General features: G+C 63.0%; 22 protein-coding genes and 1 pseudogene. 13 read left to right on the plus strand and 10 right to left on the minus strand.

The window, feature by feature from the left end:
- Positions 1–118: 118 nt before the first annotated feature.
- Together gabD and NAV32_RS04805 are read left to right on the plus strand one after the other, a co-directional pair.
- The gene (gabD, locus tag NAV32_RS04800) at positions 119–1,567 is read left to right on the plus strand and encodes an NADP-dependent succinate-semialdehyde dehydrogenase (protein WP_256051654.1); all 1,449 of its coding nucleotides are present in this window, start codon (positions 119–121) and stop codon (positions 1,565–1,567) included.
- A gap of 98 nt (positions 1,568–1,665) precedes the next feature.
- Positions 1,666–2,862 (plus strand): HDOD domain-containing protein, encoded by a 1,197-nt coding sequence (locus NAV32_RS04805; RefSeq protein ID WP_256051655.1) that lies wholly within the window; start codon positions 1,666–1,668, stop codon positions 2,860–2,862.
- A 57-nt stretch (positions 2,863–2,919) separates the two neighbouring features.
- On the opposite strand, the gene NAV32_RS04810 is transcribed toward NAV32_RS04805, so the two are convergent.
- Complete coding sequence (locus NAV32_RS04810; protein ID WP_256051656.1) at positions 2,920–3,807, minus strand: alpha/beta fold hydrolase; 888 nt, start codon at positions 3,805–3,807, stop codon at positions 2,920–2,922.
- 98 nt (positions 3,808–3,905) lie between these two features.
- On the opposite strand from NAV32_RS04810, the gene NAV32_RS04815 reads away from it, so the two are divergent.
- The 3 genes from NAV32_RS04815 to rpmG all read left to right on the plus strand — a co-directional run bounded on the left by NAV32_RS04815 (position 3,906) and on the right by rpmG (position 5,104).
- Positions 3,906–4,508 (plus strand): TetR/AcrR family transcriptional regulator, encoded by a 603-nt coding sequence (locus tag NAV32_RS04815; protein ID WP_256051657.1) that lies wholly within the window; start codon positions 3,906–3,908, stop codon positions 4,506–4,508.
- 192 nt (positions 4,509–4,700) lie between these two features.
- Complete coding sequence (gene rpmB, locus NAV32_RS04820) at positions 4,701–4,937, plus strand: 50S ribosomal protein L28 (protein WP_102820383.1); 237 nt, start codon at positions 4,701–4,703, stop codon at positions 4,935–4,937.
- An 11-nt stretch (positions 4,938–4,948) separates the two neighbouring features.
- Positions 4,949–5,104 (plus strand): 50S ribosomal protein L33, encoded by a 156-nt coding sequence (gene rpmG, locus NAV32_RS04825; protein ID WP_045423166.1) that lies wholly within the window; start codon positions 4,949–4,951, stop codon positions 5,102–5,104.
- A gap of 65 nt (positions 5,105–5,169) precedes the next feature.
- On the opposite strand, the gene NAV32_RS04830 is transcribed toward rpmG, so the two are convergent.
- Positions 5,170–6,498, minus strand: coding sequence for an aspartate aminotransferase family protein (locus tag NAV32_RS04830; protein ID WP_272890147.1), 1,329 nt, complete (start codon positions 6,496–6,498; stop codon positions 5,170–5,172).
- Between the two features lie 198 nt (positions 6,499–6,696).
- Between NAV32_RS04830 and NAV32_RS04835 the strand changes: the two genes are divergently transcribed.
- A complete protein-coding gene (locus NAV32_RS04835) occupies positions 6,697–8,190 on the plus strand; it encodes an aldehyde dehydrogenase (protein WP_256051659.1) in 1,494 nt (497 codons plus the stop codon).
- 217 nt (positions 8,191–8,407) lie between these two features.
- On the opposite strand, the gene argB is transcribed toward NAV32_RS04835, so the two are convergent.
- The 4 genes from argB to coaBC form a co-directional block, all read right to left on the minus strand.
- A complete protein-coding gene (argB, locus tag NAV32_RS04840; RefSeq protein WP_256051660.1) occupies positions 8,408–9,310 on the minus strand; it encodes an acetylglutamate kinase in 903 nt (300 codons plus the stop codon).
- 15 nt (positions 9,311–9,325) lie between these two features.
- Positions 9,326–10,717: a phosphomannomutase/phosphoglucomutase gene (gene algC / locus NAV32_RS04845; RefSeq protein WP_256051732.1), complete on the minus strand. Its 1,392-nt coding sequence runs from the start codon at positions 10,715–10,717 to the stop codon at positions 9,326–9,328.
- Between the two features lie 1,228 nt (positions 10,718–11,945).
- The gene (gene dut / locus NAV32_RS04850) at positions 11,946–12,401 is read right to left on the minus strand and encodes a dUTP diphosphatase (RefSeq protein ID WP_256051661.1); all 456 of its coding nucleotides are present in this window, start codon (positions 12,399–12,401) and stop codon (positions 11,946–11,948) included.
- Between the two features lie 5 nt (positions 12,402–12,406).
- Positions 12,407–13,615: a bifunctional phosphopantothenoylcysteine decarboxylase/phosphopantothenate--cysteine ligase CoaBC gene (coaBC, locus tag NAV32_RS04855; RefSeq protein ID WP_256051662.1), complete on the minus strand. Its 1,209-nt coding sequence runs from the start codon at positions 13,613–13,615 to the stop codon at positions 12,407–12,409.
- 119 nt (positions 13,616–13,734) lie between these two features.
- Between coaBC and radC the strand changes: the two genes are divergently transcribed.
- Complete coding sequence (gene radC, locus NAV32_RS04860; protein ID WP_256051663.1) at positions 13,735–14,409, plus strand: RadC family protein; 675 nt, start codon at positions 13,735–13,737, stop codon at positions 14,407–14,409.
- 113 nt (positions 14,410–14,522) lie between these two features.
- A complete protein-coding gene (locus tag NAV32_RS04865; RefSeq protein WP_256051664.1) occupies positions 14,523–16,088 on the plus strand; it encodes a methyl-accepting chemotaxis protein in 1,566 nt (521 codons plus the stop codon).
- Positions 16,089–16,115: 27 nt separating this feature from the next.
- On the opposite strand, the gene NAV32_RS04870 is transcribed toward NAV32_RS04865, so the two are convergent.
- The 4 genes from NAV32_RS04870 to NAV32_RS04885 all read right to left on the minus strand — a co-directional run bounded on the left by NAV32_RS04870 (position 16,116) and on the right by NAV32_RS04885 (position 20,563).
- Positions 16,116–16,862, minus strand: coding sequence for a hypothetical protein (locus NAV32_RS04870; RefSeq protein ID WP_256051665.1), 747 nt, complete (start codon positions 16,860–16,862; stop codon positions 16,116–16,118).
- Positions 16,863–17,046: 184 nt separating this feature from the next.
- A complete protein-coding gene (locus tag NAV32_RS04875) occupies positions 17,047–18,594 on the minus strand; it encodes a phospholipase D family protein (protein WP_256051666.1) in 1,548 nt (515 codons plus the stop codon).
- Positions 18,595–18,654: 60 nt separating this feature from the next.
- Complete coding sequence (locus tag NAV32_RS04880; RefSeq protein WP_256051667.1) at positions 18,655–19,965, minus strand: NAD(P)/FAD-dependent oxidoreductase; 1,311 nt, start codon at positions 19,963–19,965, stop codon at positions 18,655–18,657.
- Between the two features lie 109 nt (positions 19,966–20,074).
- Entirely contained in the window at positions 20,075–20,563 is a 489-nt protein-coding gene (locus tag NAV32_RS04885; protein ID WP_256051668.1) for an Lrp/AsnC ligand binding domain-containing protein, read from the minus strand.
- A 148-nt stretch (positions 20,564–20,711) separates the two neighbouring features.
- On the opposite strand from NAV32_RS04885, the pseudogene dadA reads away from it, so the two are divergent.
- From dadA to NAV32_RS04910, 5 genes and pseudogenes are all read left to right on the plus strand, one after another.
- Positions 20,712–22,009, plus strand: a pseudogene (dadA, locus tag NAV32_RS04890) (D-amino acid dehydrogenase).
- Between the two features lie 195 nt (positions 22,010–22,204).
- Entirely contained in the window at positions 22,205–23,299 is a 1,095-nt protein-coding gene (locus NAV32_RS04895) for a YkvI family membrane protein (protein WP_256051669.1), read from the plus strand.
- A gap of 63 nt (positions 23,300–23,362) precedes the next feature.
- Positions 23,363–23,734 carry a RidA family protein gene (locus tag NAV32_RS04900; protein ID WP_256051670.1) on the plus strand — a complete coding sequence of 124 codons (372 nt, stop codon included), beginning with the start codon at positions 23,363–23,365 and terminating at the stop codon, positions 23,732–23,734.
- 106 nt (positions 23,735–23,840) lie between these two features.
- Positions 23,841–24,389: a cupin domain-containing protein gene (locus NAV32_RS04905; RefSeq protein WP_256051671.1), complete on the plus strand. Its 549-nt coding sequence runs from the start codon at positions 23,841–23,843 to the stop codon at positions 24,387–24,389.
- Positions 24,390–24,580: 191 nt separating this feature from the next.
- Positions 24,581–25,006, plus strand: a complete 426-nt coding sequence (locus NAV32_RS04910) for a c-type cytochrome (protein WP_256051672.1) — start codon at positions 24,581–24,583, stop codon at positions 25,004–25,006.
- Positions 25,007–25,021: the final 15 nt, after the last annotated feature.

The raw sequence follows: 25,021 nt of genomic DNA on the forward strand, positions 1-25,021 counted from the left end.
TGGTTGGCATCTGCATGCGGTTGAACCGGGCCTTGCCTGGCAGTCTCTGATGGACACCGCAGACATTCACTGACGCAGGCCGCCTGTCGCGGGCAGCGCAAGCCTTCAGGAGAGCACCATGCAACTGAAAGATCCTTCCCTGTTCCGCCAGCAGGCTTATATCGATGGCGCCTGGCTCGACGCCGACGGCGGCGAGACGCACAAGGTGAACAACCCGGCCAGCAACGAGATTCTCGGGACGGTGCCGAAGATGGGTGCTACCGAAACCCGCCGCGCCATCGAGGCCGCCGAGCGCGCGCTGCCGGCCTGGCGCGAGCTGACTGCCAAGGAGCGCTCGCAGACGCTGCGCCGCTGGTACGAGCTGATCCTTGAAAATCAGGAAGACCTGGCCCGGCTGATGACCCTGGAGCAGGGCAAGCCACTGGCTGAATCCCGTGGCGAAATCGCCTACGCCGCCTCCTTTATCGAGTGGTTCGCCGAAGAAGCCAAGCGCATCTACGGCGACACCATCCCGGGGCACCAGAAGGACAAGCGCATCATCGTCATCAAGCAGCCGATCGGCGTGACAGCGGCGATCACACCCTGGAATTTCCCGGCGGCGATGATCACCCGCAAGGCCGGCCCGGCGCTGGCGGCGGGCTGCACCATGGTGGTCAAGCCGGCCAGCCAGACGCCGTTCTCCGCGCTGGCCCTGGCCGAGCTGGCCGAGCGCGCCGGCATCCCCAAGGGCGTGTTCAGCGTGGTCACCGGCTCTGCTGGCGACATCGGCAATGAGCTGACCGCCAACCCCATCGTGCGCAAGATCACCTTCACCGGCTCCACCGAAGTCGGCGCCAAGCTGATGGCGCAGTGTGCGTCGGGCATCAAGAAGGTCTCGCTGGAACTGGGCGGCAATGCGCCGTTCCTGGTGTTCGACGATGCCGACCTGGATGAGGCGGTCAAGGGTGCCATGCAATCCAAGTACCGCAACGCCGGGCAGACTTGCGTCTGCGTCAACCGCATCTATGTGCAGGACGGCGTGTACGACGCCTTCGCGCAGAAATTCCAGGCTGCGGTGGAGAAGCTGAAGATCGGCAATGGTCTCGATGACGGCGTCGATGTGGGACCGCTGATCGATGACAAGGCTGCTGCCAAGGTCCGTGAGCATATCGAGGACGCCGTGGCCCAGGGCGCCCAGGTGGTCACCGGCGGTAAGGCGCACAGCCTCGGCGGCAGCTACTTCGAGCCGACCCTGATGATCAACGTGCCGCACACGGCCAAGGTGGCGAAGGAGGAAACCTTCGGCCCGCTGGCGCCGCTGTTCCGCTTCAAGGACGAGGCCGAAGCCATTGCTCTGGCCAACGACACCGAGTTCGGGCTGGCGGCGTATTTCTACGCCCGCGACCTGGGCCGGGTGTTCCGCGTGGCCGAGGCGCTGGAATCAGGCATGGTGGGCGTCAACACCGGGATGATTTCCACCGAGGTTGCACCCTTCGGCGGGGTGAAGTCTTCTGGTCTCGGGCGTGAAGGTTCCAAATACGGCATCGAGGATTATCTGGAAATCAAGTACATCTGCCTGGGTCTGTAGCGGTCCGTTGCGTGAGGAGCCGGCCCTGACCGAGGCTGGCTCTTTTGTCATTCGAAGCCCAGAATAAGGCGCTACGTTGCGCTTTTATCTGGAACGCTGTGCCCACTCTGGCCAATGCCTCATTTGTCTTGATCGCCTTCAGCGAGCCTTGGCGTGCCGAACAGCTCGAGCAGCTGATCGGTAGCCTGCGCCCGGGCTTGCGCGTCGTCCAGGCCCATGACGGTTATGCGGCCCTTGCCGCATGCAAGCGCGAACTGCCCAGGTTGCTGATCGTCGATGGCGAGCTGGATGGCCTCGATGGGCGCGCCTTGCTGCGTGAGCTGCGTTGCCGGGTTCCGACGCAGCGGCTGGCGTGCATTCTGATCAGCGAGCGCATGGACAGGGCCAGCGTCCGCGCGGCATTACCGCTCGGGCTTGCGGCGTACCTCGGCAAGCCTTGTGATCTCGACGACCTGCGCCAGCGGTTGGACAAGCTATTGCCGCAGTCGGCAGGAGGCCGTTCTGCGCATGCGCCTCCGACCGATACGCTGGCCACCTTTCTTGAGCGCATGCGCAAGAGCAATCCTGGGGCGCCCTTGCTGGAGTCGGTGCAGGTGGCGATCAGCGAATGCCTGAATGCCGCCGACAGGAATCTGGGTATGTTGGAGGAGCAGTTTTCCCGCGACCCGCAAATCACCGCGCGGCTGATCAGTGTGGCCAACAGCGCTGGTCAGCATCAGGGTACTGCCAGCCAGACGCTGGCCCAGGCGCTGCCGCGGCTGGGTGTCAGGCGCACGCTCGATCTGGTGCTGGAAATGACTGTGCAGCGTAACGCGCAACTGGCCGATCCGCGTCTGGCGCAACTGGCCCTCGGCATCAGCGAGCAAGCCCTGCGTGTGGCCAAACTCGCCGGCTGGTTGGCGCGCCGGCTCAAGCTGGATATCAATCTTTGCTACACCGCCGGGCTGTTGCATAACCTCGGCGAGCTGGCGCTGCTGCGCAGTCTGCAGAGCTGGCTTGAGGCTGGTGGCGAGCTGCAGGATGAGGACCTGCCGTTGCTGTTGCGCGAGCGCGCGGCGGGCTTTGGTTCGTCGCTGCGTATCCAGTGGCGCTTGCCGTTGGGGTTGCGCCAGGCAATTGCCGGCTATTACGGCCTGGGCTCCGAAGTGTTCACACGCGAAGCGCTGGTGCTGAACCTGACCGGCCTGCTGCTCACGCTGCCGGCTGAGGTCTCTCCTGCCAGCCTGGTCGATGCGCGTTCCGTACGTCTGCTGCGCATTGATCCGCAGCTCTTGACCGCCGCGCCGCGCGGCTGAGCCTTGATCCGTAGGGCGGAAGTCTTTTCGCCGCGCGGGCTGCGTTGATCCGCCTGTTTATGCGCGCTCAGGTGCCGGTCGTTCCAGCCGCAGTTCTGGCAGCAAATGGGGTTCCCACAGAGGGTTCTGCAAGTGCTTGCGGAAGAATCCGAAGTGGCCGATGCGCTCCACGCCGATCTCTTTTGGGGCGAGGCGGTGCATGGTCTTGGGCGCGAACCTGTAGAAACCATGCAGCGACTCGGTATTGCGGGCCGACATCATTTCATCGTCGCTGAAGGAGAGCGAAACCAGCGGTGTTCTCACCGCGTCGAAAGCCCGTTGTACCGGCTCGCCTTCAACACCGATCAGGTACTCAGGGTGCAGACACCAGCGCCGCCACTGGCGGATCACCCCGGCTGGCAGGTCGCCTACCGCGCCGAGGCGCTCGCCGGGAAAGTAACCGGCGACGGCGGTAAGCGTCGGCGCCAGGCCGTGCCAGAGCAGCCAGGCCTGCTTGCGGATCTGCGGACTGTTCTCGCGCCAGTAACCGCTGCCGGCGGCGATGGTGATGATGCGTGTCAGGCGCTCGTTTCCCCGGACCATCGGCAGCACCTGCGCACCCAGGCTGTGGCCGATCCAGTACAGCGGCGTTTCCTGCGCCGCATTGTCGAGCCGGTCGAGCATGGCGCTGCAGTCGTGTCTGGCCCAGTCGAGAATGTCGACCTTCAGCGTGCGCAGGGAGCTGCGGCGTGACTGGCCGATGCCGGCATAGTCAAAGGTCACCGCCAGATAACCCTGGGTGGCCAGCCAGGTGGCGAAGTCCGTGTAGAAGCGTTGCTTGACGCCGATTGCCGGCGCGATCAGCACGGCGCCGCGCGGTTGCTCCGCCGGCGTGTACCACTGGCTGGCCAACTGCTGACCGTTGCCGTTGTCGATCCAGCGCAGTTCGGGCTGTAGGGTTGCCATTTTCTTGTTCTCCGCACTTTCCCGGATGGGTTGGATGAGGGAGTATACGAACGTCAGAATAAAATTCTAGAAAAATATTCTAGTTCGTCGGAGGCTTGATGGCGCGCTCGTCACGCAAACAGGAAATTCTTCAGGCAGCGCTTGCCTGCTTCACCGAGCATGGCGTTGATGCCACCACCATCGAGATGATCCGGGATCGTTCGGGCGCCAGTACCGGCAGCCTCTACCACCACTTCGGCAACCGTGAGCGGATCATCGCTGCACTCTACCTGGAAGGTGTCGGCGAGTACGCGGCGCTGCTGGAAAACGGACTGGTGGACACGCTGGACGCTGAAGCCTGCGTGAAACTGTTCGTCACCTGTTATGTCGATTGGGTCGTGGCCAATCCGGACTGGGCGCGCTTCATCCTGCACAACCGGGGGCGGGTGGAAGCCGGCGAGAGAGGTGAGCAGCTGCGCGAGTTCAACCAGGCGCACGGTAGTCACATTGCGGCGATCCTGCGGCGGCACCGTGAGGCCGGCGCGTTCAAGGTGATTCCCGGTGAATGTTTCGTCTCGGTGGTCATCGGCCCGACCCAGGACATGGCGCGCAACTGGCTCGCCGGGCGTAGCAAGCGAGCGCTGGCCGAGTATCGCGACCTGCTGGCGCAGATTGCCTGGGACAGCGTCAGGGCCTGTTCAGTCGCTACGACAAGCAGTTGAATTTTCAACTCTTGCTTGTTGCATGGGGGGCTTTCTGATATAAAGCAGCGCTCTTTTCTAGGGGCACGCTTTGTTCGTTTGTAGCGTAGCCGGTAAGACCCCAATGAAACGTGGCGCTGAGCGCCAAAAGACAAGTGAATTCAAGCGGCCAACCCATGCCGGGTTGGGCATGTGGTTTTAGAGGGCTGAGCCATGTCGAGAGTCTGTCAAGTTACCGGTAAGGGTCCGGTAACTGGAAACAACGTTTCCCACGCAAACAACAAAACCCGTCGTCGTTTCCTGCCGAACCTGCAGCATCACCGCTTCTGGGTCGAGTCTGAGAACCGCTTCGTCCGTCTGCGCCTGACTGCCAAAGGCATGCGCATCATCGACAAGCGCGGCATTGACGTCGTTCTGTCCGAGCTGCGCGCCCGCGGCGAAAAGGTTTAAGGAGAACTATCATGCGTGACCTGATCCGTTTGGTGTCCAGCGCCGGTACCGGCCACTTCTACACCACCGACAAGAACAAGCGCACTACGCCCGACAAGATCGAAATCAAGAAGTACGATCCGGTCGTGCGCAAGCACGTGATGTACAAGGAAGCCAAGATCAAGTAATTGATCGGCCCTTGAAGAAAAAACCCGCCAATCGGCGGGTTTTTTCGTTCTGGTGTCGGGCTTTCTCAGCTTGCCTTGCGAATGGCCCCGGCGAAGCGTTCGATGATGGCGTCGATGTGTGTCTTCTCGGCGATCAGTGCCGGCGACAGGGCTAGGGTATCGCCGCTGGCACGTACCAGCAGGCCATCCTCGAAACTCTGGCGAAACACTTCGTAGCCGCGCTTGCCGATGCCATCGGCATGGGCGGCGAACTGGATGCCGGCGACCAGACCGACAGTGCGGATGTCGATGACGTTCGGCAGGTCCTGCAGGCTGAACAGGGCGTCCTGCCAGTAGCGTTCGAGTTCGATGGCCTTCTGGAACAGATTCTCCCGCTGGTAGATTTCCAGTGTGGCCAGGGCTGCAGCGCAGGCCACCGGATGACCTGAGTAGGTGTAGCCGTGGAAGAACTCGATGGTGCTTTCCGGGCCGCGCATGAACGCTTCGTGGATCTGCTCGGACACCATCACCGCGCCCATGGGAATAGCGCCGTTGGTCAGGCCCTTGGCACAGGTGAGGATGTCCGGCGTGACGCCCCAGCGCTGCGCGGCAAACGCCTCGCCGACGCGTCCGAAGCCGGTGATCACCTCGTCGAAAATCAGCAGGATGCCGTGTTTCGCGGTGATCTCCCGCAGACGCTGCAGATAGCCCTGCGGCGGCAGTATCACGCCAGCTGAGCCGGACATGGGCTCGACGATCACTGCGGCAATGTTGTCCGCGCCATGCAGCGTCACCAGCCGCTCCAGTTCATCGGCCAGTTCCACACCGTGCGCTGGCAGCCCGCGGCTGAAAGCATTGCGCTTGAGGTCGAGGGTATGCGGCAGGTGATCCACGCCCGGCAGCAGCGCGCTGCCGAACGCCTTGCGGTTGTTGCCCATGCCGCCGACCGAGATGCCGCCGAACCCGACACCGTGGTAAGCCAGCTCGCGACCGATCAGGCGGGTACGGCTGCCCTGGCCAATGGCTCGCTGGTAGGCGAGGGCGACTTTCAGAGCGGTATCGGCTGATTCGGAGCCGGAATTGGTGAAGAACACCCTATTCAGGCCCGGCGGTGCGATCTGCGCCAGGCGCTCGGCCAGTTCAAAGGGCAAAGGGTGACCCATCTGGAAGGTCGGCGCGAAATCCATGTGGGCGATCTGCCGGCTGACCGCCTCGGTGACTTCCCGGCGGCCATGGCCGGCGTTGCAGCACCAGAGGCCGGCGGTGCCGTCGATCACCTGGCGGCCAGCGGTGTCGGTGTAGTACATCCCTTCGGCCTTTTCCAGCAGGCGCGGGTTCGCCTTGAACTGGCGGTTGGCGGTGAAGGGCATCCAGAAATGTTCAGCGGTTGCGCTGGAGTGCGGATCGTTGGCCATGGTAGCTCCGGTCATGCAGCGTGTGGGGCTATGCTGATGCGTACAAACTGCCGACCGCACAGCGGATAGGCGAGTCTATGTTTAATAAAACGCACAAAACAAGGCGGTAAAACCTGTTCGCGTAAAAAATATTGATAGCCCCGGCGCCGCTGGTTTAGGGTGCCTTTCTCATTGTTCGACTATTACCGAGGACGCACCATGACCACCCTGACTCTCGCCGACTGGCAACAGCGCGCACGCGACCTGCATATCGAGGGGCGGGCCTTTATTCAGGGTGAATGCAGCGCCTCCCTAGCCGGGGCTACGTTCGACTGCATCAGCCCCATCGATGGCCGGGTGCTGGCGCAGGTGGCCAGCTGCGACGCTGCCGATGCCGAGCGGGCGGTGCTCAGTGCACGAACGGCCTTCGAGTCCGGTGTCTGGTCACGGCAGGCGCCGGCCAAGCGCAAGGCGGTGATGATCCGTTTCGCCGATCTGCTGGAAGCTCATGCCGAAGAGCTGGCATTGCTGGAAACCCTCGACATGGGCAAACCGATCGGTGACTCGCTGGCGGTGGACATCCCGGGCGCGGCGCGAGCGTTGCGCTGGTCCGGCGAGGCCATCGACAAGATCTACGACGAGGTGGCGGCCACGCCCCATGACCAGCTGGGCTTGGTGACCCGCGAGCCGGTCGGCGTGGTGGCGGCCATCGTGCCCTGGAATTTCCCGCTGATGATGGCCTGCTGGAAGCTCGGCCCGGCCTTGGCCACCGGCAACTCGGTGGTGCTCAAGCCCTCCGAGAAGTCGCCGCTGAGTGCCATTCGCATGGCGCAGCTGGCGATCGAGGCCGGTATCCCGGCCGGCGTGCTCAACGTGCTGCCGGGCTACGGCCATACCGTCGGCAAGGCGCTGGCGCTGCACATGGATGTCGATACCCTGGTCTTCACCGGCTCCACGCGAGTCGCCAAGCAGCTGATGATCCATGCCGGCGAATCGAACATGAAGCGCGTCTGGCTGGAAGCCGGTGGCAAGAGCCCGAACATCGTCTTTGCCGATGCGCCGGACCTGCAGGCCGCTGCCGAAGCGGCTGCCGGCGCTATCGCCTTCAATCAGGGCGAGGTGTGCACGGCCGGCTCGCGGCTGCTGGTAGAGCGTTCGGTCAAGGAGCGCTTTCTGCCGATGGTGGTCGAGGCGCTCAAGGGCTGGCGCCCAGGCAATCCACTGGACCCTGCGACCAATGTCGGCGCGCTGGTGGACAATCAGCAGCTGAATACCGTGCTCGGTTACATCGACGCTGGTCGCAACGAGGGCGCTCAGGTGCTGATCGGTGGCCGGCGCACGCTGGAGGAAACCGGCGGGCTGTACGTCGAGCCGACTATCTTCGATGGTGTCAGCAACGCGATGAAGATCGCCCAGGAAGAAATCTTCGGCCCGGTGCTGTCGGTGATCACCTTCGATACCGCCGAAGAAGCGATTGCGATTGCCAACGACACGCCCTACGGCCTGGCTGCGGCGGTGTGGACTGCCGACCTCTCCAAGGCCCATCGCACCGCACGGGCGCTGCGTGCCGGCAGCGTGTGGGTCAACCAGTACGACGGTGGCGACATGACTGCTCCCTTTGGTGGCTTCAAGCAGTCCGGCAACGGTCGCGACAAGTCGCTGCATGCCTTCGACAAGTACACCGAATTGAAGGCGACCTGGATTCAGCTGTAGCGGCAGTCCGAGAGCGATCAGGCTGGAAGCTGCCCCCTTCGGCGATCCACAAGGGTGGTTCTCGGCTTTACATATTCCGTGGGACCGCTCTGGACCGATCTATCCGGGGATGCTGGAAGCCTTGCTATATCCGTGTGCGGTGAAACAGTTTTCGGGCGCGATAACGACAAAAGGAGAGCCTTGGCTCTCCTTTTGTCTTTGTGCGAAGGCTGCGAAATCAGCGCTGGTTGTTGGTAATCAGGGTGCCGACACCGATGTCGGTGAAGATTTCCAGCAGCACGGCGTTGGGTACCCGACCGTCGATGATGTGGGCGCTGTGCACGCCGCCCTGCACGGCTTCAAGGGCGCAGCGGATCTTTGGCAGCATGCCGCCGTAGATGGTGCCGTCGGCGATCAGCTCGTCGACCTGGGTGGTGGACAGGCCGGTCAGGACCTGGCCCTGCTTGTCCATCAGGCCGGCGATATTGGTCAGCAGCATCAGCTTTTCGGCCTTCAGCGCCTCGGCGACCTTGCCCGCGACAAGGTCGGCGTTGATGTTGTAGGACTCGCCATTGGGGCCGACCCCGATGGGGGCGATGACCGGAATGAAGTTGCCATGCACCAGCATGTCCAGCAACTCGGTGTTGATGCCGGTGACTTCACCGACATGGCCGATATCGATGATTTCCGGCTGGGTCATTTCTGGCGTCTTGCGGCTGGCCTTGAGCTTCTTCGCACGGATCAGGCCGGCGTCCTTGCCGGTCAGGCCGATGGCGCTGCCGCCGTGCTGGTTGATCAGGCTGACAATGCTCTTGTTGACCTGTCCGCCAAGCACCATTTCCACCACGTCCATGGTCTGGCTGTCGGTCACGCGCATGCCGTCGATGAAATGGCTTTCGATGTTCAGACGCTTGAGCAGATCGCCAATCTGTGGCCCGCCGCCATGCACGACCACCGGGTTGATGCCCACGGCCTTCATCAGCACGATGTCGCGGGCGAAGCCGGTTTTCAGCTCCTCGCTTTCCATCGCATTGCCGCCGTACTTGATGACCAGCGTCTTGCCGACGAAGCGGCGGATGTAGGGCAACGCTTCGGAGAGAACCTGGGCGAATTGGGTGGCAGCTTCACGGCTGAGGGTCATGCAGGGCTCCGCAAGTCAGAACGGCAGTTTGAGATCAGGCGCGACAGTATAAAGCTGAGCGCGGAAGACGTCCTGTATGCGCTTGAGCTCGCCCTCGCTTTCGGCCTCGAAGCGTAGCACCAGCACCGGTGTGGTGTTGGAGGCGCGCACCAGGCCCCAGCCTTTCGGATAATCGACCCGCAGGCCATCGAGCGTGGTGACGCTGGCTTCGCCCCACTGTGCGTCGCGCTGCAAGGTCTCGATGATGGTGAACTTGCTCTCTTCGGTAACGGCGATGTTGATTTCCGGCGTCGACAGGTCGTTGGGGAAGGCGGCGAATACCTGCTCGGCCGTGCGCTTGTCCTGGCTGAGGATCTCCAGCAGCCGCGCGGCGCTGTAGATGCCGTCATCGAAGCCGTACCAGCGCTCCTTGAAGAAGATATGGCCGCTCATCTCGCCGGCCAGCAGGGCGCCGGTCTCCTTCATTTTCTTCTTGATCAGCGAGTGCCCGGTCTTCCACATTACCGGGCGACCGCCATAGCCGCTGATCAGGGGTGTCAGACGGCGCGTGCATTTGACGTCGAAGATGATGTCGGCACCGGGGTTGCGTGAAACCACATCCTTGGCGAAGAGCATCAACAGGCGGTCGGGGTAGATCACGGTGCCGGTGTTGGTCACCACACCGACGCGGTCACCGTCGCCATCGAAGGCCAGACCCAGGTCGGCGTTCTCGGACTTGACCTTGGCAATCAGGTCCTCGAGATTTTCCAGCTTGCCCGGGTCCGGATGATGATTGGGGAAGTTGCCGTCGACATCGCAGAACAGCGGTATGACCTTGCAGCCCAGGGCTTCGATCAGTTGCGGGGCGATCACGCCGGCGACACCGTTGCCGCAGTCGACCACCACCTTCATCGGCTTGGCCAGCGCGATGTCCTCGCGGATGCGCTTGAAATAGCGGTCCAGCACGTCGATCTGCTCGGCCTGGCCGACACCTTCGGCCAGGTCGTTGTTCTCGATGCGCAGGCGCAGCGCCTGGATCTGCTCGTTGGCCAGGGTGTCGCCAGCAATCACGATCTTGAAGCCGTTGTAGTCCGGCGGGTTGTGGCTGCCGGTGAGCATTACACCTGATTTGCCGGCCAGCACGTTGGCGGCGTAATAGAGCACCGGAGTCGGCACCATGCCGACGTCGCTGACGCTGCAGCCGCTGTCCACCAGGCCCTGAATCAGGTGCTCGACCAGCTCGGGGCCGGAGAGTCGGCCATCGCGGCCTACCGATACATTCGGCTCGCCCTTGGCGAGGCTTTCGGAGCCGACGGCGCGACCGACCCAGTACGCGGTTTCCGTGGTCAGGCTGTCGCCGACCACACCGCGAATGTCGTAGGCGCGAAAAATGCTGGCGGGTAGTTTCGGGGCTTTTGGGGCGTTCATTGCGGTTTCTCGCTCCTTCGTATCGAGGCCCAACCAATCCTGGTCCTCGTCGAGAATGTCAATGTCGAGAATATCGGTGTTTTGAAACAAGGGATCGACGTACTCGGTGGATGGGGTCTGGCGCGCGGCGGGCTGCGCTGCGACGCTGGCTTTGGGTGTGGCCATTGCCGTGCCGCGCTGTGACAGGCGGGCCAGATTCCTGGCCAGCGCATCAAGCGCCGGCAGGCTCAAGGTCGGAGTTTTGATGGTCTTGCCATTGGAGAGTTCCTGCAGCATCTGCCCCAGGTGCGTGACATCTTCACGCAGGCGGCGCTGCTGCGCGCCCAGTACCAGCTGCAGGCCCAGCAGCAGCCCGCAAAGTGCCGCCAGCACAGCACCCAGCAGCAGCGCGGGGGAGAGTGACATGACGCCTGGCTGCCCCGCCGGCAGAAAACTGAGCGTCCAGTTGGGGTTGCCGCTTTGCAGGGTGATGGCCTGATCATCCAGCCCGGCGCCGCCGCGCTGTGTCAGCAGTTGCGCGGGTGCGTTGGGGAACTGTTGCACCAGACGCAACTGCCCCGCTTCGGCTGGCAGGCTCGGCAGTGTGGCCAGCAGGCGATCAAGGCTGATCACCCGCAAGAGCGTGCCCTGGGCCGGTTGTTGAGGATCTGAATGCAGCGCTACGGCACTGTAGACCAGCCAGCGATTGCCCACGCGAAAGGCTTCGGGGGCGGGTGGCGGACCGCTTTCGGCGCGTTGCAGGATATCCAGCGCGGCAAAATTGAGTGGGCCGGGTCGTTCGGAATTCTGCCGCGCCTGACCGCGTCGGCTGAGATGGACGTCGACGACGCCCTCATGCCGGATCAGCGCCTGCTCGGCGGCGCGCACACGCTCGGGTTGCCCGCTGAGCAGGGCTTCGAGCAATTGCGGGTCGCTTGCGATGCTGCGGGTGTCATTGGCAAGGTGACGCAAGGCCTGTGCAAGGGCTGACGCCTGGCTCTGGCCCCAGGCCTGCGCCAGTTGCGCAGCTTGTTGCTGCTGTGCGGATTGATAGGCAAGCCACAACAAAGCTGTGGCCACCGCGAACCCGATCAGGCCGGCCAGCAGGCCGGGCGTCAGGGCGCCGAGGCCCAGCGGTCGGCGGGCGGGTGACGAAGTGGTTTCGGCGGGATTGAGTACGCCGGTGTCCTTGGCGGTGCGCTTGAAGAGTTTCATGGGGCTCCTCGGGTCGTCCTGAAAGCGGGGCTGCTCAGTGGCTACCGGAGTGACCGAAGCCGCCGGCGCCGCGGTCGGTGCTGTCGAATTCCGTGACCAGCTCGAACTGTGCCTGAATCACCGGAACCAGCACCAGCTGGGCAATGCGCTCGCCGATGGCGATGCTGAAGGCGCTCTGGCCGCGGTTCCAGCAGGACACCATCAGTTCGCCCTGGTAGTCCGAATCGATCAGGCCGACCAGGTTGCCCAGCACGATGCCGTGCTTGTGGCCCAGTCCTGAGCGCGGCAGCACCAGTGCTGCCAGGCCGGGGTCGGCAATATGGATCGACAGCCCGGTGGGAATCAGCAGGGTCTGGCCCGGCTCCAGGGTCGTATCGGCCTGTAGCATTGCGCGCAGGTCGAGGCCGGCGGAGCCGCTGGTGGCGTATTCGGGCAGTGGGAAATCCTGGCCGAGACGCGGGTCGAGAATTTTTGCTTGAAGCTTGTGCATGGTGGTCAGGCCTGCTGAAAACGGTCGGCGATAAAGGCGATCAGCTGACGGGCGATATGCCCCTTGCTGGCCTGGCTGAAGCGGGTTTCGTGCTGCTGGCGGTCGATGATGGTGACGGCATTTTCTTCGCTGTTGAAACCGATGCCGGGGTTGGCGACATCATTGGCGACGATCAGGTCGAGATTCTTGTCGCGCAATTTGCGCGTGGCGTACTCCAGCAGGTTCTCGGTTTCGGCGGCAAAGCCGACGCTGAACGGTCGGTCTTCGCGTCCGGCCAGGGTGGCGAGGATATCGGGATTGCGCACCATCTGCAGGAGCATGCCCTCGCCGCTGGCGGGGTCTTTCTTCAATTTGTGCGGCGCGACCACTTCCGGTCGGTAATCAGCTACGGCTGCGGCGGCAATGAACAGGTCGCAGGGCATCGCTGCCTCGCAGGCGGCCAGCATGTCGCGGGCGCTGACCACATCGATGCGTTGCACGCGGTCGGGCGTTGGCAGGAATACCGGGCCAGCCACCAGCGTGACCCGCGCCCCGGCCTCGGCAGCGGCTTCGGCCAGGGCGAAGCCCATCTTGCCGGAGCTGTGATTGGTGATATAGCGCACCGGATCGATGTTTTCCTGGGTCGGGCCGGCGGTGATCAGCAGGTGCACGCCGGTGAGCAGGCCATTCTCGAAACAGTCGGCAGCAGCCTGGGCCAGTTCCTCGGCTTCGAGCATGCGCCCCATGCCGACGTCGCCGCAGGCCTGGCTGCCCGAGCCGGGTCCGAACAGGCGAATGCCGCGTTGTTCCAGTAACTGGCGGTTGGCCTGGGTGGCCGGGTCGGCCCACATGGCCTGATTCATCGCCGGCGCCAGGGCGACCGGCGCGTTGGTGGCCAGCACCAGGGTAGTCAGCAGGTCATTGGCCACGCCCTGGGCCAAACGGGCCATGAGGTCGGCGGTGGCCGGCGCGATCAGCACCAGATCGGCCCAGCGAGCCAATTCGATATGGCCCATGGCAGCCTCGGCAGCCGGGTCAAGCAGATCGAGATGCACCGGGTGCCCGGAAAGCGCCTGCAGGGTCAGAGGGGTGATGAATTCGCGGCCACCACTGGTCATCACTACCCGGACTTCAGCGCCCTGATCACGGAGCCGGCGTACCAGCTCTGCACTCTTGTAGGCGGCAATGCCGCCACCTACACCGAGGACGATGCGTTTACGATAAAGCCGCTGCATAGACCTGCCTTATTACGCTGTGAACTGGTTCCGACAAGGGTCGGATACAGCCGATAAAAGGTCGATACGATATCACAGCGCCCACAGGGGAGTAGGCGTTCACTCGACAGGGAGGTGACATGAGTATTCGTGACTGGCCAGCGGCGGAACGACCACGGGAAAAGCTTCTGCAACAAGGCGCGACGGCCTTGTCCGATGCGGAGTTGCTGGCGATCTTTTTGCGTACCGGCGTAGCCGGCAAGAGTGCGGTGGATCTGGCGCGCTATCTGCTCAATGAGTTCGGCAGCCTGCGCGCGCTGCTGGAAAGCGATCTGGAGCAGTTCAGTAGCCATCTGGGTCTTGGCCCTGCCAAGTTTGCCCAGCTGCAGGCGGTGCTGGAGATGGCCAGGCGGCATCTGGCCGAGCGCATCCGCCGCGACTCGGCACTGGAGAGCCCGCAGGCGGTGCGTGATTACCTCAAGGCGCGCCTGCGCCACGAACCGCATGAGCTTTTTGCCTGCCTGTTTCTCGACTCCAAGCACCGGGTACTGGCATTTGAGGTGCTTTTTCACGGCACTGTCGACGGTGCCAGCGTTTACCCAAGGCAAGTGGTCAAGCGCGCGCTTGCGCAGAACGCGGCAGCGGTGATTCTCACCCACAATCATCCCTCGGGCGTGGCCGAGCCGAGTCAGGCCGACCGGCAGCTGACGCGCAAGTTGACGGATGCGCTGGCGTTGATCGATGTGCGGGTGCTTGATCATTTCATCGTGGGTGATGGCGAGCCACTGTCGATGGCCGAATACGGCTGGATGTAAGGCTGGGGCGGAAAAGCCAGTTTTATACTGGCCATTTGCGACCAAGGGACGATTGCCGATTGACGACGGAGGTGAGTACAAGGAATGACACCAAACAGAAAAAGAGGCCGTTCATGAGCCCTGCCTTACGCCTTCACCCCAAGGCCTGCCTGTTGCATGCAACGACATTGCTGGGGTTGCTGATCCTTCATGGCTGGAGGGAGCTGCCGCTCCAGCTGCTGGCCCCTTTGCTGTTGCTGCTCGGCCTCTGGCCGTGGTTTGTGCCCTGGCGTGCCCCGACCGGCGAAGGGCAGGCCGCCACCGAGAGCCAGGATTTTGCCGAGCTGAGCAAGAACCTCTCGCGGCATACCTGCCACAACGCCTTGTCGGCGGCCCAGGTGTCCTTCAGTGCCGAGCAACTGGCCGCACGCCTGCACTCCCAGCTGGCAGCGATCAGCGAGATCGCCAATGGCGCCGAGGCGATGACCGTTACCGAACAGGACAGCGCCGCCCGTGCCCAGCAGGCACTGGAGGCCGCCGAAGCCGTACGGCGCAGCAGTGACACCGGGCGCAACGAGCTGCAGCAGGCCATCGAACGCATGCAGCGACTCAGTGCGCAGACCGAGGCCAGTCGCGAGCTGCTCGACGGGCTTTCGACGCGCACCGAAGAAATCAGACAGATCACCGAGGTGATCCAGTCCATCGCCAGTCAGACCAACCTGCTCGCACTCAATGCCGCCATCGAGGCCGCGCGTGCGGGCGAGACCGGTCGTGGCTTCGCGGTGGTGGCCGACGAGGTGCGCAACCTGGCCGGGCGCACCAGTAGCGCTACCGAAGAAGTCGGGCGGATGGTCGGTGATATCCGCGCCCAGAGCGAGGCGGTGGTCAGCCATATCCAGAAACAGGCCAGCGAGCTCGATGGGGCCGCTGCACAGGTGGCCGGCACGGGCGTGCAACTGACGGATATCGCCCAGCTGGCCGCCAGCGTTGAAGCCCAGGTGGCCGAAATCACCGCCGGGACCAGCAGCAACCATGAGCGGCTTGCGCACCTGTTTACCGCCGTGGATCAGCTACGTGCCGATGCGCTCGACAGCGAGAAACAGACCAGCCAGCTGGAACAGTCGGCGGAAAAGCTGGTTGGCCAAGCCGAGGCGGTCAGCGAACAGCTGGCCGAAGTGCAGCTGGATGACTATCACCAGCGCATCTTCGATCTGGCGCGCGAAGGAGCGGCGACCATCAGTGCGCGCTTCGAGGCGGACCTCGAGGCCGGGCGGCTGAGCGTCGAGGATCTCTTCGACCGTGATTACAAGGCGCAGCCGGGTACCGATCCGACGCGTTACCACACCCGGTTCGATCGCTATGCCGATGAAGTGCTGCCGGCAATCCAGGAGCCGCTGCTCGACCGTAACGATGCGCTGGTGTATGCCATCGCCATTACGCCGGATGGCTATGTGCCGACCCACAACCGGGCGTTCAGTCAGCCGCCGGTAGGTGATCCGGTGGTGGACAGGGTCAGGAGCCGCAGCAAGCGCCTGTTCAATGACCGTACCGGCGGGCGTTGCGGCAGCCATCAGCGCAAGGTGCTGCTACAGACCTACAGCCGCGATACCGGCGAACTGATGCACGATCTGTCAGTGCCGATCATGGTGCGCGGCCGTCACTGGGGCGGCTTGCGTCTGGGGTATCGCCCAGAGCCGTAGGGCCTGGAGCGAGGCAGCCGCAGCGCCTCAGTGGGTGAGCGTCATCCACTGGTCGCTGAGGCTGCGCGCGTGACGGTCAACCATGATCGGTGCGAACGCGCGTCCCGAGGCGGTATTGAAGCTGTTGCTGCCGCTGTTCATGTCGGCGAGCGCGGTCTTGAGAAAGCTCCAGCGGGTTTTCAGCCTGGCCACGGCGGGGTTGGCCTTGCCGTCCAGTACGGCCAACTGCTCGTCGATGGAGGGCACCAGCCGGCGTTCGTCCTGCCCCAGATAGGTTTCCGGCTGCTCGCGAGCGATCTCGAAGGAGCCGATATAGGCACGACTCAGGTACTGCACCGTCAGGTATTCCACCTTGGCGGGCAGTTCGGCCTGGGCATCGGCGCCCTGCTGGTTGCGCACGGCACTCAGGAAGTCGCGTAGCGCCTTGCTCATCTGGAGTGTCCAGCCCCAGGGCACGTCCTCCTCCTCACGGCCGAATCCGGCGCCTTCGCGCAGCGTGTCCTGCAGGATCTGATGCAGCGCGCGCAGCTCGTCGTTCGTGCCGGGATGGTTTCCCAGGGCGGTGTTCAACGCGGACAGATCGCTCTCCAGCCGTTTCAGATGAGCCTGCTGGAAGCCCTCGCCGCGATAGAGCAGCAGGCTGCTGGTCGCCCGATTGGCATGGACCTGCATGCTTTCCAGAGCCGTGAAGGTTTGAGCATGGACGGGATTGAGCAGGCTCGGCAGCCAGCCAATCAACAGAACAACCAGCCATATCCATCTACGTGGGTGCATGTTGTGCTCCTTTTTTATTGTTATTAGGCAGGTGCCGTCTCTGCGGCCTCAGCGCGCTAGCCTAGTCGGGCAACTGGCACTCTGGTGTCACACCAGGGAGTGATTTAAGCGGGAACGTCATGTTGAGGCGCAAAATTGGCCGAAATGTCGTGAAGGCTGGCTGTGGCACCCTGATGGGTGCGTGCTAGAGCATGCGCTCCAGGCCGATCACCCTGCTCAGCCAGGCATTGATGCGTCGCCAGGTGCCGCCGGGCTCGCGAGTGAGGACCTGTTGCCGGCCCTCGTCTTCAGCGATCCAGACCATGCGTCTTTCGCCTTGGTGATCAATCAGACGAACCTCATAGCTCAGCGCCGGTGAGGTCCCTTCGAGCGTCAGCCGGTGAACTTCGCTGGCCAGTTCGGGGCTGTCGATCAGCACGCCGACCTCGGTATTCCACAGCACCGAGCGCGGGTCGAGGTTCAGCGAGCCGAGGAAAACTTCACGTTGGTCGATCACGACTGCCTTGCTGTGCAGGCTGGATTCGGATTCGCCGAACAGATTGATGGAGGTGTCCTGGTCCGGCTGACGGCGCAGTTCGAACAACTGCACGCCGGCTTCCAGTAGCTGGGCGCGGTAGGGTGCATAGCCACCATGTACGACAGGTACGTCGGTGGCTTCCAGGGAGTTGGTGAGGATGCGGATGGTCACCCCCTGTTCGGCGTGCCGGCTGAGGTAGGTGACGCCGTCTGCGGTCGGCACGAAATAGGCCGAGATCAGAGTCATTTCCGTGCTCACCGAATCCAGACTGGGTTGCAACTGGGTGGTCAGCAGCAGGTGAGCGTCGGGAATTCCCGCTGCATTGATCTTCTCGGGGTGGTCCCAAAGCGCCGCGCCAGGGGCCCAGATCAGCTCATCGAGCCATTGCGCCAGCTGTGGCTCCTGCAGGTCGCTCATCAGGCGCTGGTAGCGTGGCGTACCTTTCAGGCGTTCGGTCTGCAGGTAGAGGGCGATCTGCTGACGGGCCTCGCTCAGCTCGGCGGTTGTGGGCGGGCTGCGGAGAAACTGCTGGATGGGCACGCTGAGCGGGTGGTTCCAGTACTGGTCGAAACTGCTCGCCAGTTGTCTGGCGACCGGGCCGGCACTGAGCAGATCCAGATCCGTGAAGTTCAGGCCCTTGTCGATCTCGAAATACTCGTCGCCCAGATTGCGTCCGCCGACAATCGCCAGGCTGCTATCGGCCACTATCAGCTTGTTGTGCATGCGCCGATGCTGGCGGGACAGGTGCAGCAGGCGGCCCAGGGAGCGGGTGACGAAATTGCTGCGGCCCATATGCAGCGGATTGAAGACGTGGATGACGATGTTCGGATGCGCAGCCAGGGTGGCGATCTGGTAGTCATTGCCATCGCTGGTGGTGTCGTCCAGCAATACGCGCACGCGTACGCCGCGGTCGGCGGCATGCAGGAGTTCACCGACCAGTGCCCGGGTGCTGAGGCCGTCGTGGACAATGTAGTACTGCACGTCGAGGCTGACTTCGGCATGGCGAATCATCTTCATCCGCGCGGCGAAAGCTTCGGTGCTGGAGGACAGCAGGCGAAAGCCCGAATGCCCCGCAGGCTGGCTGGCGGCGATGGCCTCAACCCGTTGTGTCAGCTCGGCAGTCTGGTTGGACAGTGCGTAGGTTGGAGCAAGTGGGGCGATCTGTCCGGCACAGCCGGTCAGGAACAGTATCGCCAGCAGCAGATGCAGGCGCACGCTAACTCCTTTCTGTTGTGTTGTTTCCTGCATGCTTGGACGCCAGCGAGACGGCGGAATTCAGAACAGGTCCCTGAGCCGATGCCAGAGCATGCCCAGCGCCAGTAACGGCGAGCGCAGCAGGCGGCCGCCGGGGAAGGTCGGATGCGGTACGCGGGCGAACAGGTCGAAACGCCCTTCGAGCTGGCCGCTGATGGCTTCACCGAGCAGGCGACCGGCCAGATGCGTGGCGTTCAGGCCATGGCCGGCGTAAGCCTGAGCGTAATAGACGTTGGGCTGTTCGGGCAGGCGACCGATCTGCGGCAGGCGGTTGGCGCCGATACCGATCATCCCGCCCCATTGATAGTCGATGCCGATACCACGCAGCTGCGGGAACACATCGAGCATCTTCGGCTGCATGTAGGCGGCAATGTCGCGCGGATCGCGGCCCGAGTAATGGCAGGCACCGCCGAACAGCAACCGACCGTCTGCAGAAAGGCGGAAATAGTCCAGGGCTACACGCTGATCGCAGACGGCGCTGTTTTGCGGCAGCAGTTCCCGGCAGCGTGCTTCGGGCAGGGGCTCGGTGGCGATGATGTAGCTGCCGGCGGGCAATACCTTGCCGGCCAGCTGCGGATGCAACTGCCCCAGGTAGGCGTTGCAGGCCAGCACCAGCTGTTTGGCACGTACCGTGCCGGTAGCCGTGTGTATGCGTATCTCGGCACCGTAGTCGATACGCTCGGCGCGGGAGTGCTCGAATAGCCGCACACCCAGCGTCCGCGCCGCCTCGGCTTCGCCCAGCGCCAGATTGAGCGGGTGCAGGTGACCCGAACCCATGTCCAGCAGGCCACCCAGATAACGTTCCGAGCCAATCACCTCGCCCAGGCCTGCCTGGTCGAGTCGGCGCAGCGGATGCGGGTAGCCAAGGCGCTGAAGATCGGCGTAATCGCGCTCGAAATTTTCCAGATGACGCGCTTTGGTGGCCAGATCGCAGTAACCCCAGGTGAGATCGCAGTCGATGGCGTGGCGAGCGATTCGCTCGCGGACGATATCGACGGCCTCGAAGCCCATGCGCTTGAGCGCATCGACACCGTCTTCACCGATCACCGCAGCGAACTGCTCGACGTCGTGCCCCACGCCTCGGATCAGTTGGCCACCGTTGCGTCCGCTGGCACCCCAGCCAATCCGGTGCGCTTCGAGCAGCACCACCGAGAAGCCCTGTTCGGCCAGTTCGATGGCCGTGTTGAGTCCGGTGAAGCCACCGCCGATGATGCAGATATCGGCAGCCTGCTCGCCTTCCAGGCGAGGCAGATCGAGTGGTCGATTGGCGCTGGCTGCGTAATAGGAGGCTGGGTGGTCTTCGTCATGGAAGGCGGCGTTGCAGGCGCGCATGGAGTGCTCCGAATGAAGGGCGAGGCAACAGGGTAGATGGGCGCTTGTCAGCGAGCAAAGGGGGGAGGCGATCCGGCGCGGCCCACACGGCTCGTCGCCAGCTTCGCGGCTATTCCGGTACCGGTAGCGTCAATGATTCCTTCACCTCCTCCATGACGATATAGCTCTTTGACTCACGCACATGCGGCAGCTTGAGCAGGATGTCGCCGAGCAACTTGCGATACGAAGCCATTTCCGAGATGCGCGCCTTCACCAGATAGTCGAAGTCACCGGACACCAGGTGGCATTCCAGCACATGCGGCAGTTTGAGTACCGCCCGCCGGAAATCGTCGAAGGCGTCGCCGGATTTGTTGTTCAGGCTGATTTCCACGAACACCAACAGGCTCGCGCGAAGCATCTGTGGGTTGAGTCGCGCGTGATAGCCGAGGATGACGCCGTCGCGCTCCAGGCGGCGAACCCGCTCGGTGCATGGCGTGGTCGACAGGTTGACCCGTTCGCCCAGCTCTGTGAAGGAAATTCGCCCGTCCTGTTGCAGGATCCGCAGGATGCTGCGGTCGATGCGGTCGAGGTCACGACGGGTTTTTTGCGGGATGGCCATGGCGGATATACCTCGGGAAATACCGGTTCTGCCGAGAATTTCCGCCAAGCATAGCTGGATAAACAGGGTTTATCGCTAGCGCCAGCGACCTACACTCGGCTCAACAACAACGAATACATCCGGGCGTACCGGTGGAGGTCAAAGAGTCATGCGAGTTCTGATCCTGGGCAGTGGTGTGATTGGCACCGTCAGTGCTTATTATCTGGCCCGGGCCGGCTTCGAGGTGGTGGTGGTCGATCGCCAGCCTGCCGTGGCCATGGAAACCAGCTTCGCCAACGCCGGTCAGGTGTCTCCGGGCTACGCATCGCCCTGGGCGGCGCCCGGCATTCCGCTGAAGGCGATGAAGTGGCTGCTACAGCGCCACGCACCGCTGGCCATCAAGCTCACCGGCAATATTGATCAGTACCTGTGGATGGCACAGATGCTGCGCAACTGCCCGCCAACCGTTATGCGGTGAACAAGGAGCGCATGGTGCGCCTGTCCGAGTACAGCCGCGATTGCCTCGACGAGTTGCGCGCGGAAACCGGTATCAGCTACGAGGGCCGCCAGCTCGGTACCACGCAACTGTTCCGTACCCAGGCGCAGGTGGATGCCGCCGCCAAGGACATGGCCGTACTGCAAGCCTCCGGTGTGCCGTTCGAGTTGCTTGATCGCGAGGGCATCGCCCGGGTCGAACCGGCCCTGGCTGGCGTGAAGCACAAGCTGGCCGGCGCTCTGCACCTGCCCAACGACCAGACCGGCGACTGCTTCCTGTTCACCAGTCGTCTGGCGGAAATGGCCCGCGAACTGGGCGTCGAATTCCGTTTCGGACAGAACATCGAACGCTTGGAAAGCGACGGCGAGCGTATCGCCGGGGTGTGGATCGACGGGCAACTGGAGCGCGCCGATCAATACGTGCTGGCGCTTGGCAGCTATTCACCAGAGTTGCTCAAGCCGCTGGGCATCAAGGCGCCGGTTTATCCGCTGAAAGGCTATTCGCTGACCGTGCCGATCGTCGATGCGGCGATGGCACCCAGCTCGACGATTCTCGACGAAACCTACAAGGTGGCCATCACCCGCTTTGACAACCGCATCCGTGTCGGTGGCATGGCCGAGGTCGCCGGACATGACCTGTCGCTCAATCCGCGACGCCGTGAAACGCTGGAGATGGTCGTCAGCGACCTCTATCCGCAGGGCGGTGATCCGGTGGGGGCCGAGTTCTGGACCGGTCTGCGGCCAGCCACGCCGGACGGTACACCGATCATCGGCGCCACCCGCTACCGCAACCTGTTCCTCAACACCGGCCACGGCACCCTCGGTTGGACCATGGCCTGTGGCTCCGGTAGCTTGCTTGCCGATCTGATCGCCAAGAAGCGTCCGCAGATCAGCGCCCTGGGCCTGGATATTTCCCGCTACGACAGCAGCAGCGAGGCACATGGCCACGGCCAGCCTGCGTCCGCTCACTGATCGTCCTCTTTGACCCCATGAAGTTGCCATTCGGGCAGGCGCCTGCGTTGCGTGCATTTGTCCGAAATAAAATAAGGAAAATTCAGCGAGCCGGAGTTGCTCATTGCCCTCGGCATGGGGGTAGCTGCTTTACCGGAATGTGCTGAATCTGCAGTCATTCCTCGTACCTACAAATCTAAGAACGAGATGAATGTAATGAACAAACAATCGATCCAGATTGCGCTTGCGTATATGTCCGTGGTTATCGGGGGCGGCTTCGCTTCTGGTCAGGAAGTGCTTCAGTTCTTTACCGGCTACGGGCTGATCGGCATTGCCGGTACGTTGGTCAGCGGCCTGCTGTTCGCCTTTCTCGGCATGCAGATCGCCCGGATGAGTTCGAAGATGCAATCGAACTCGCACAAGGAAGTTCTCTACAGCCTGTTCGGTGCCCGTATCGGCCTGGTGGTTGATCTGGTGCTGTCGTTCTTCCTTTATGGCGTAGGCGTGGTGATGCTGGCCGGCTGCGGCTCGATCTTTGCCCAGCAGTACGGCCTGCCGCCGCTGTTCGGCGGCGTGCTGATGACGGTGCTGGTGATCGCTACCCTGTGCCTGAACGTCAGGCGCATCATCGACCTGATCAGCATGGTCATGCCCTTCCTGCTGGCCATGGTGGTGATTATTACCACCTACTCGATCTTCAGCTACAACGCGCCAGTTGAGGTCCTCGATGCGGTCGCTCGCGAAAACAACGAAACGGTCAGCGCCAACTGGTTCGTCGGCGCGCTGCTGTACGCCTCGTTCAACATCGCCGTAGGCTTCCCGATGCTGGCAGTGATCGGTGGCCTGACCAAGCAGCCCAAGGCGGCGGCACTGGGCGGCGTGTTCGGTGGCCTCGGCCTGGGTGTGCTGATTCTGCTGCTTAACATCGGCCTGTTTGCCAACGTCAACCAGTTGCAAGGCGTCGAAATGCCGACACTGGCGCTGGCGACGCGGATCTCGCCGCTGCTCTCTGTGGTGATGTCGGTGGCGTTGATCTGCATGGTCTACAGCACCGCGGTGGGCATGTTCTTCGCTTTCAGCGCGCGCTTTGCCAAGCCGGAGTCGAAACGCTTCAAGGCCTTTAGTACAGTGTCCGTGTGCATCGGCCTGGGGCTGAGCATGGGTGGCTTCAGCAAGCTGGTCGGGACCGTCTATCCGCTGCTGGGCTATGTCGGCTTCGCGCTGATCCTCGCGATCGCTTACAGCTGGATACGCAGCCGCTCCGGTGCGACCGTCGAGGTGCAGAAGGGCAAGTTGAACTCCCTGATCTGATTTTTTGCAGGCGTCGGGTTGCTCGAAAGGCGGCCCGGCGCCATTCGTTTCCAGGAGAAGGCAATGCCTATCAAGCGTTTGCATACCGAGGTCCGTTACAGCGACGTGGTGATCAACCGCAGCACCGTTTATCTGTCCGGTCAGTTGGCCGATGATCTCGCGGGTGATATCCGCCAGCAGACGCGCGAAACGCTGGCCAATATCGACCGGCTGCTGGTCGAGGCCGGCACTGACAGGTCACGCCTGCTTTCGGCGCTGATCCATTTGCGTGATGCCGCCGATTATGGCGGGATGAACGAGGTCTGGGACGACTGGCTGCCGTCGGGCACCGCGCCGGCCCGCACCACTGTTCAGGCGCTGATGTATGCGCCGCAGGTGCGTGTGGAGATTACCGTGGTCGCCGCACTGCCAGACCTTTCGGGGCCTGACATCTAACCCTCCCAGGCCGGGCGACCCATATATGGCCCGGCGTGTTGAAAATACTGAACGCCCTCGCCATCATAGCGGCTACTTATCGTGCTCGATTTGAGGGGCTCCCGTATTGGACGTCGGCGTTCGACTGCAAACCATCCGCAAGCTCAAGGGGCTGTCCCAGCGCGAACTCGCCAAGCGCGCAGGGGTCACCAACAGCACCATTTCCATGATCGAGAAGAATAGCGTGAGCCCCTCGATCAGTTCGCTGAAGAAGGTGCTGGGCGGCATTCCCATGTCGCTAGTGGAGTTCTTCTCACCGGATTTCGAGCAGGACAGCGATACCCAGGTGGTCTACCGGGCCGGCGAGCTGATTGATATTTCCGACGGCGCCGTCAGTATGAAACTGGTGGGCAAGGCGCACCCGAGCCGGGCCATCGCCTTTCTTGACGAGACCTATCCGCCGGGTAGCGACACGGGTGAGGAGATGCTTGCGCATCAGGGCGAGGAGGCCGGCATGCTGGTCGCAGGGCGTCTGGAGCTGACGGTGAGCGGTCAGATCCATGTGCTGGCAGCTGGCGACAGCTACTACTTCGACAGCAGCAAGCCGCACCGTTTCCGCAATCCGTTCGATGAACCGGCCCGGCTGATCAGCGCCACGACACCGGCCAATTTCTGAGGAAACGCTGTTGTACCGCCCATGCGTCCGTCTCCACCAGGTGCCGGTGCAGGATGGTTGGAATGCGACACAGGGTCGCTGCGGATGCTAGTGCCATAGTCGGTGTTTCGGCAGGCACGGCTTGCCGCTATACTACGGCCCGCCTGCGTAACCGTGGCCGCGGGCGTGTCTAGCCACTATGAGGGTGTAAGGTGAAGCTGATTAAGAAGATCCTGGTAGCACAGACTGCCGTATTGGCCCTGTGGGCAATGAGCGCTCAGGCTGCGACCGATGAAGCCATCGCCGAGCGTCTCAAGCCGGTGGGTGAAGTCTGTATTCAAGGCGAAGAGTGCGCAGCGGCGGGTGCCGGTGCTGCTGTTGCCGCTGGCGGCGCTGCCCGCAGCGGTGCAGATGTCTATGGCAAGTTCTGTACGGCTTGCCACTCGACGGGCCTGCTTAATGCGCCGAAAACCGGCGATTCGGCAGCCTGGACTGCCAAGGCTGATGCTTCCGGCGGTCTGGACGGCCTGCTGAAGAACGCCATCAGCGGCATCAACGCCATGCCGCCGAAAGGCACCTGCGGCGATTGCTCGGACGATGAGCTCAAGGCTGCGATCCAGCACATGTCCGGCCTGTAAGTCAGGTGTTGAAAT

It is taken from the genome of Stutzerimonas stutzeri (assembly GCF_024448695.1).
Lineage (GTDB): Bacteria > Pseudomonadota > Gammaproteobacteria > Pseudomonadales > Pseudomonadaceae > Stutzerimonas > Stutzerimonas stutzeri_T.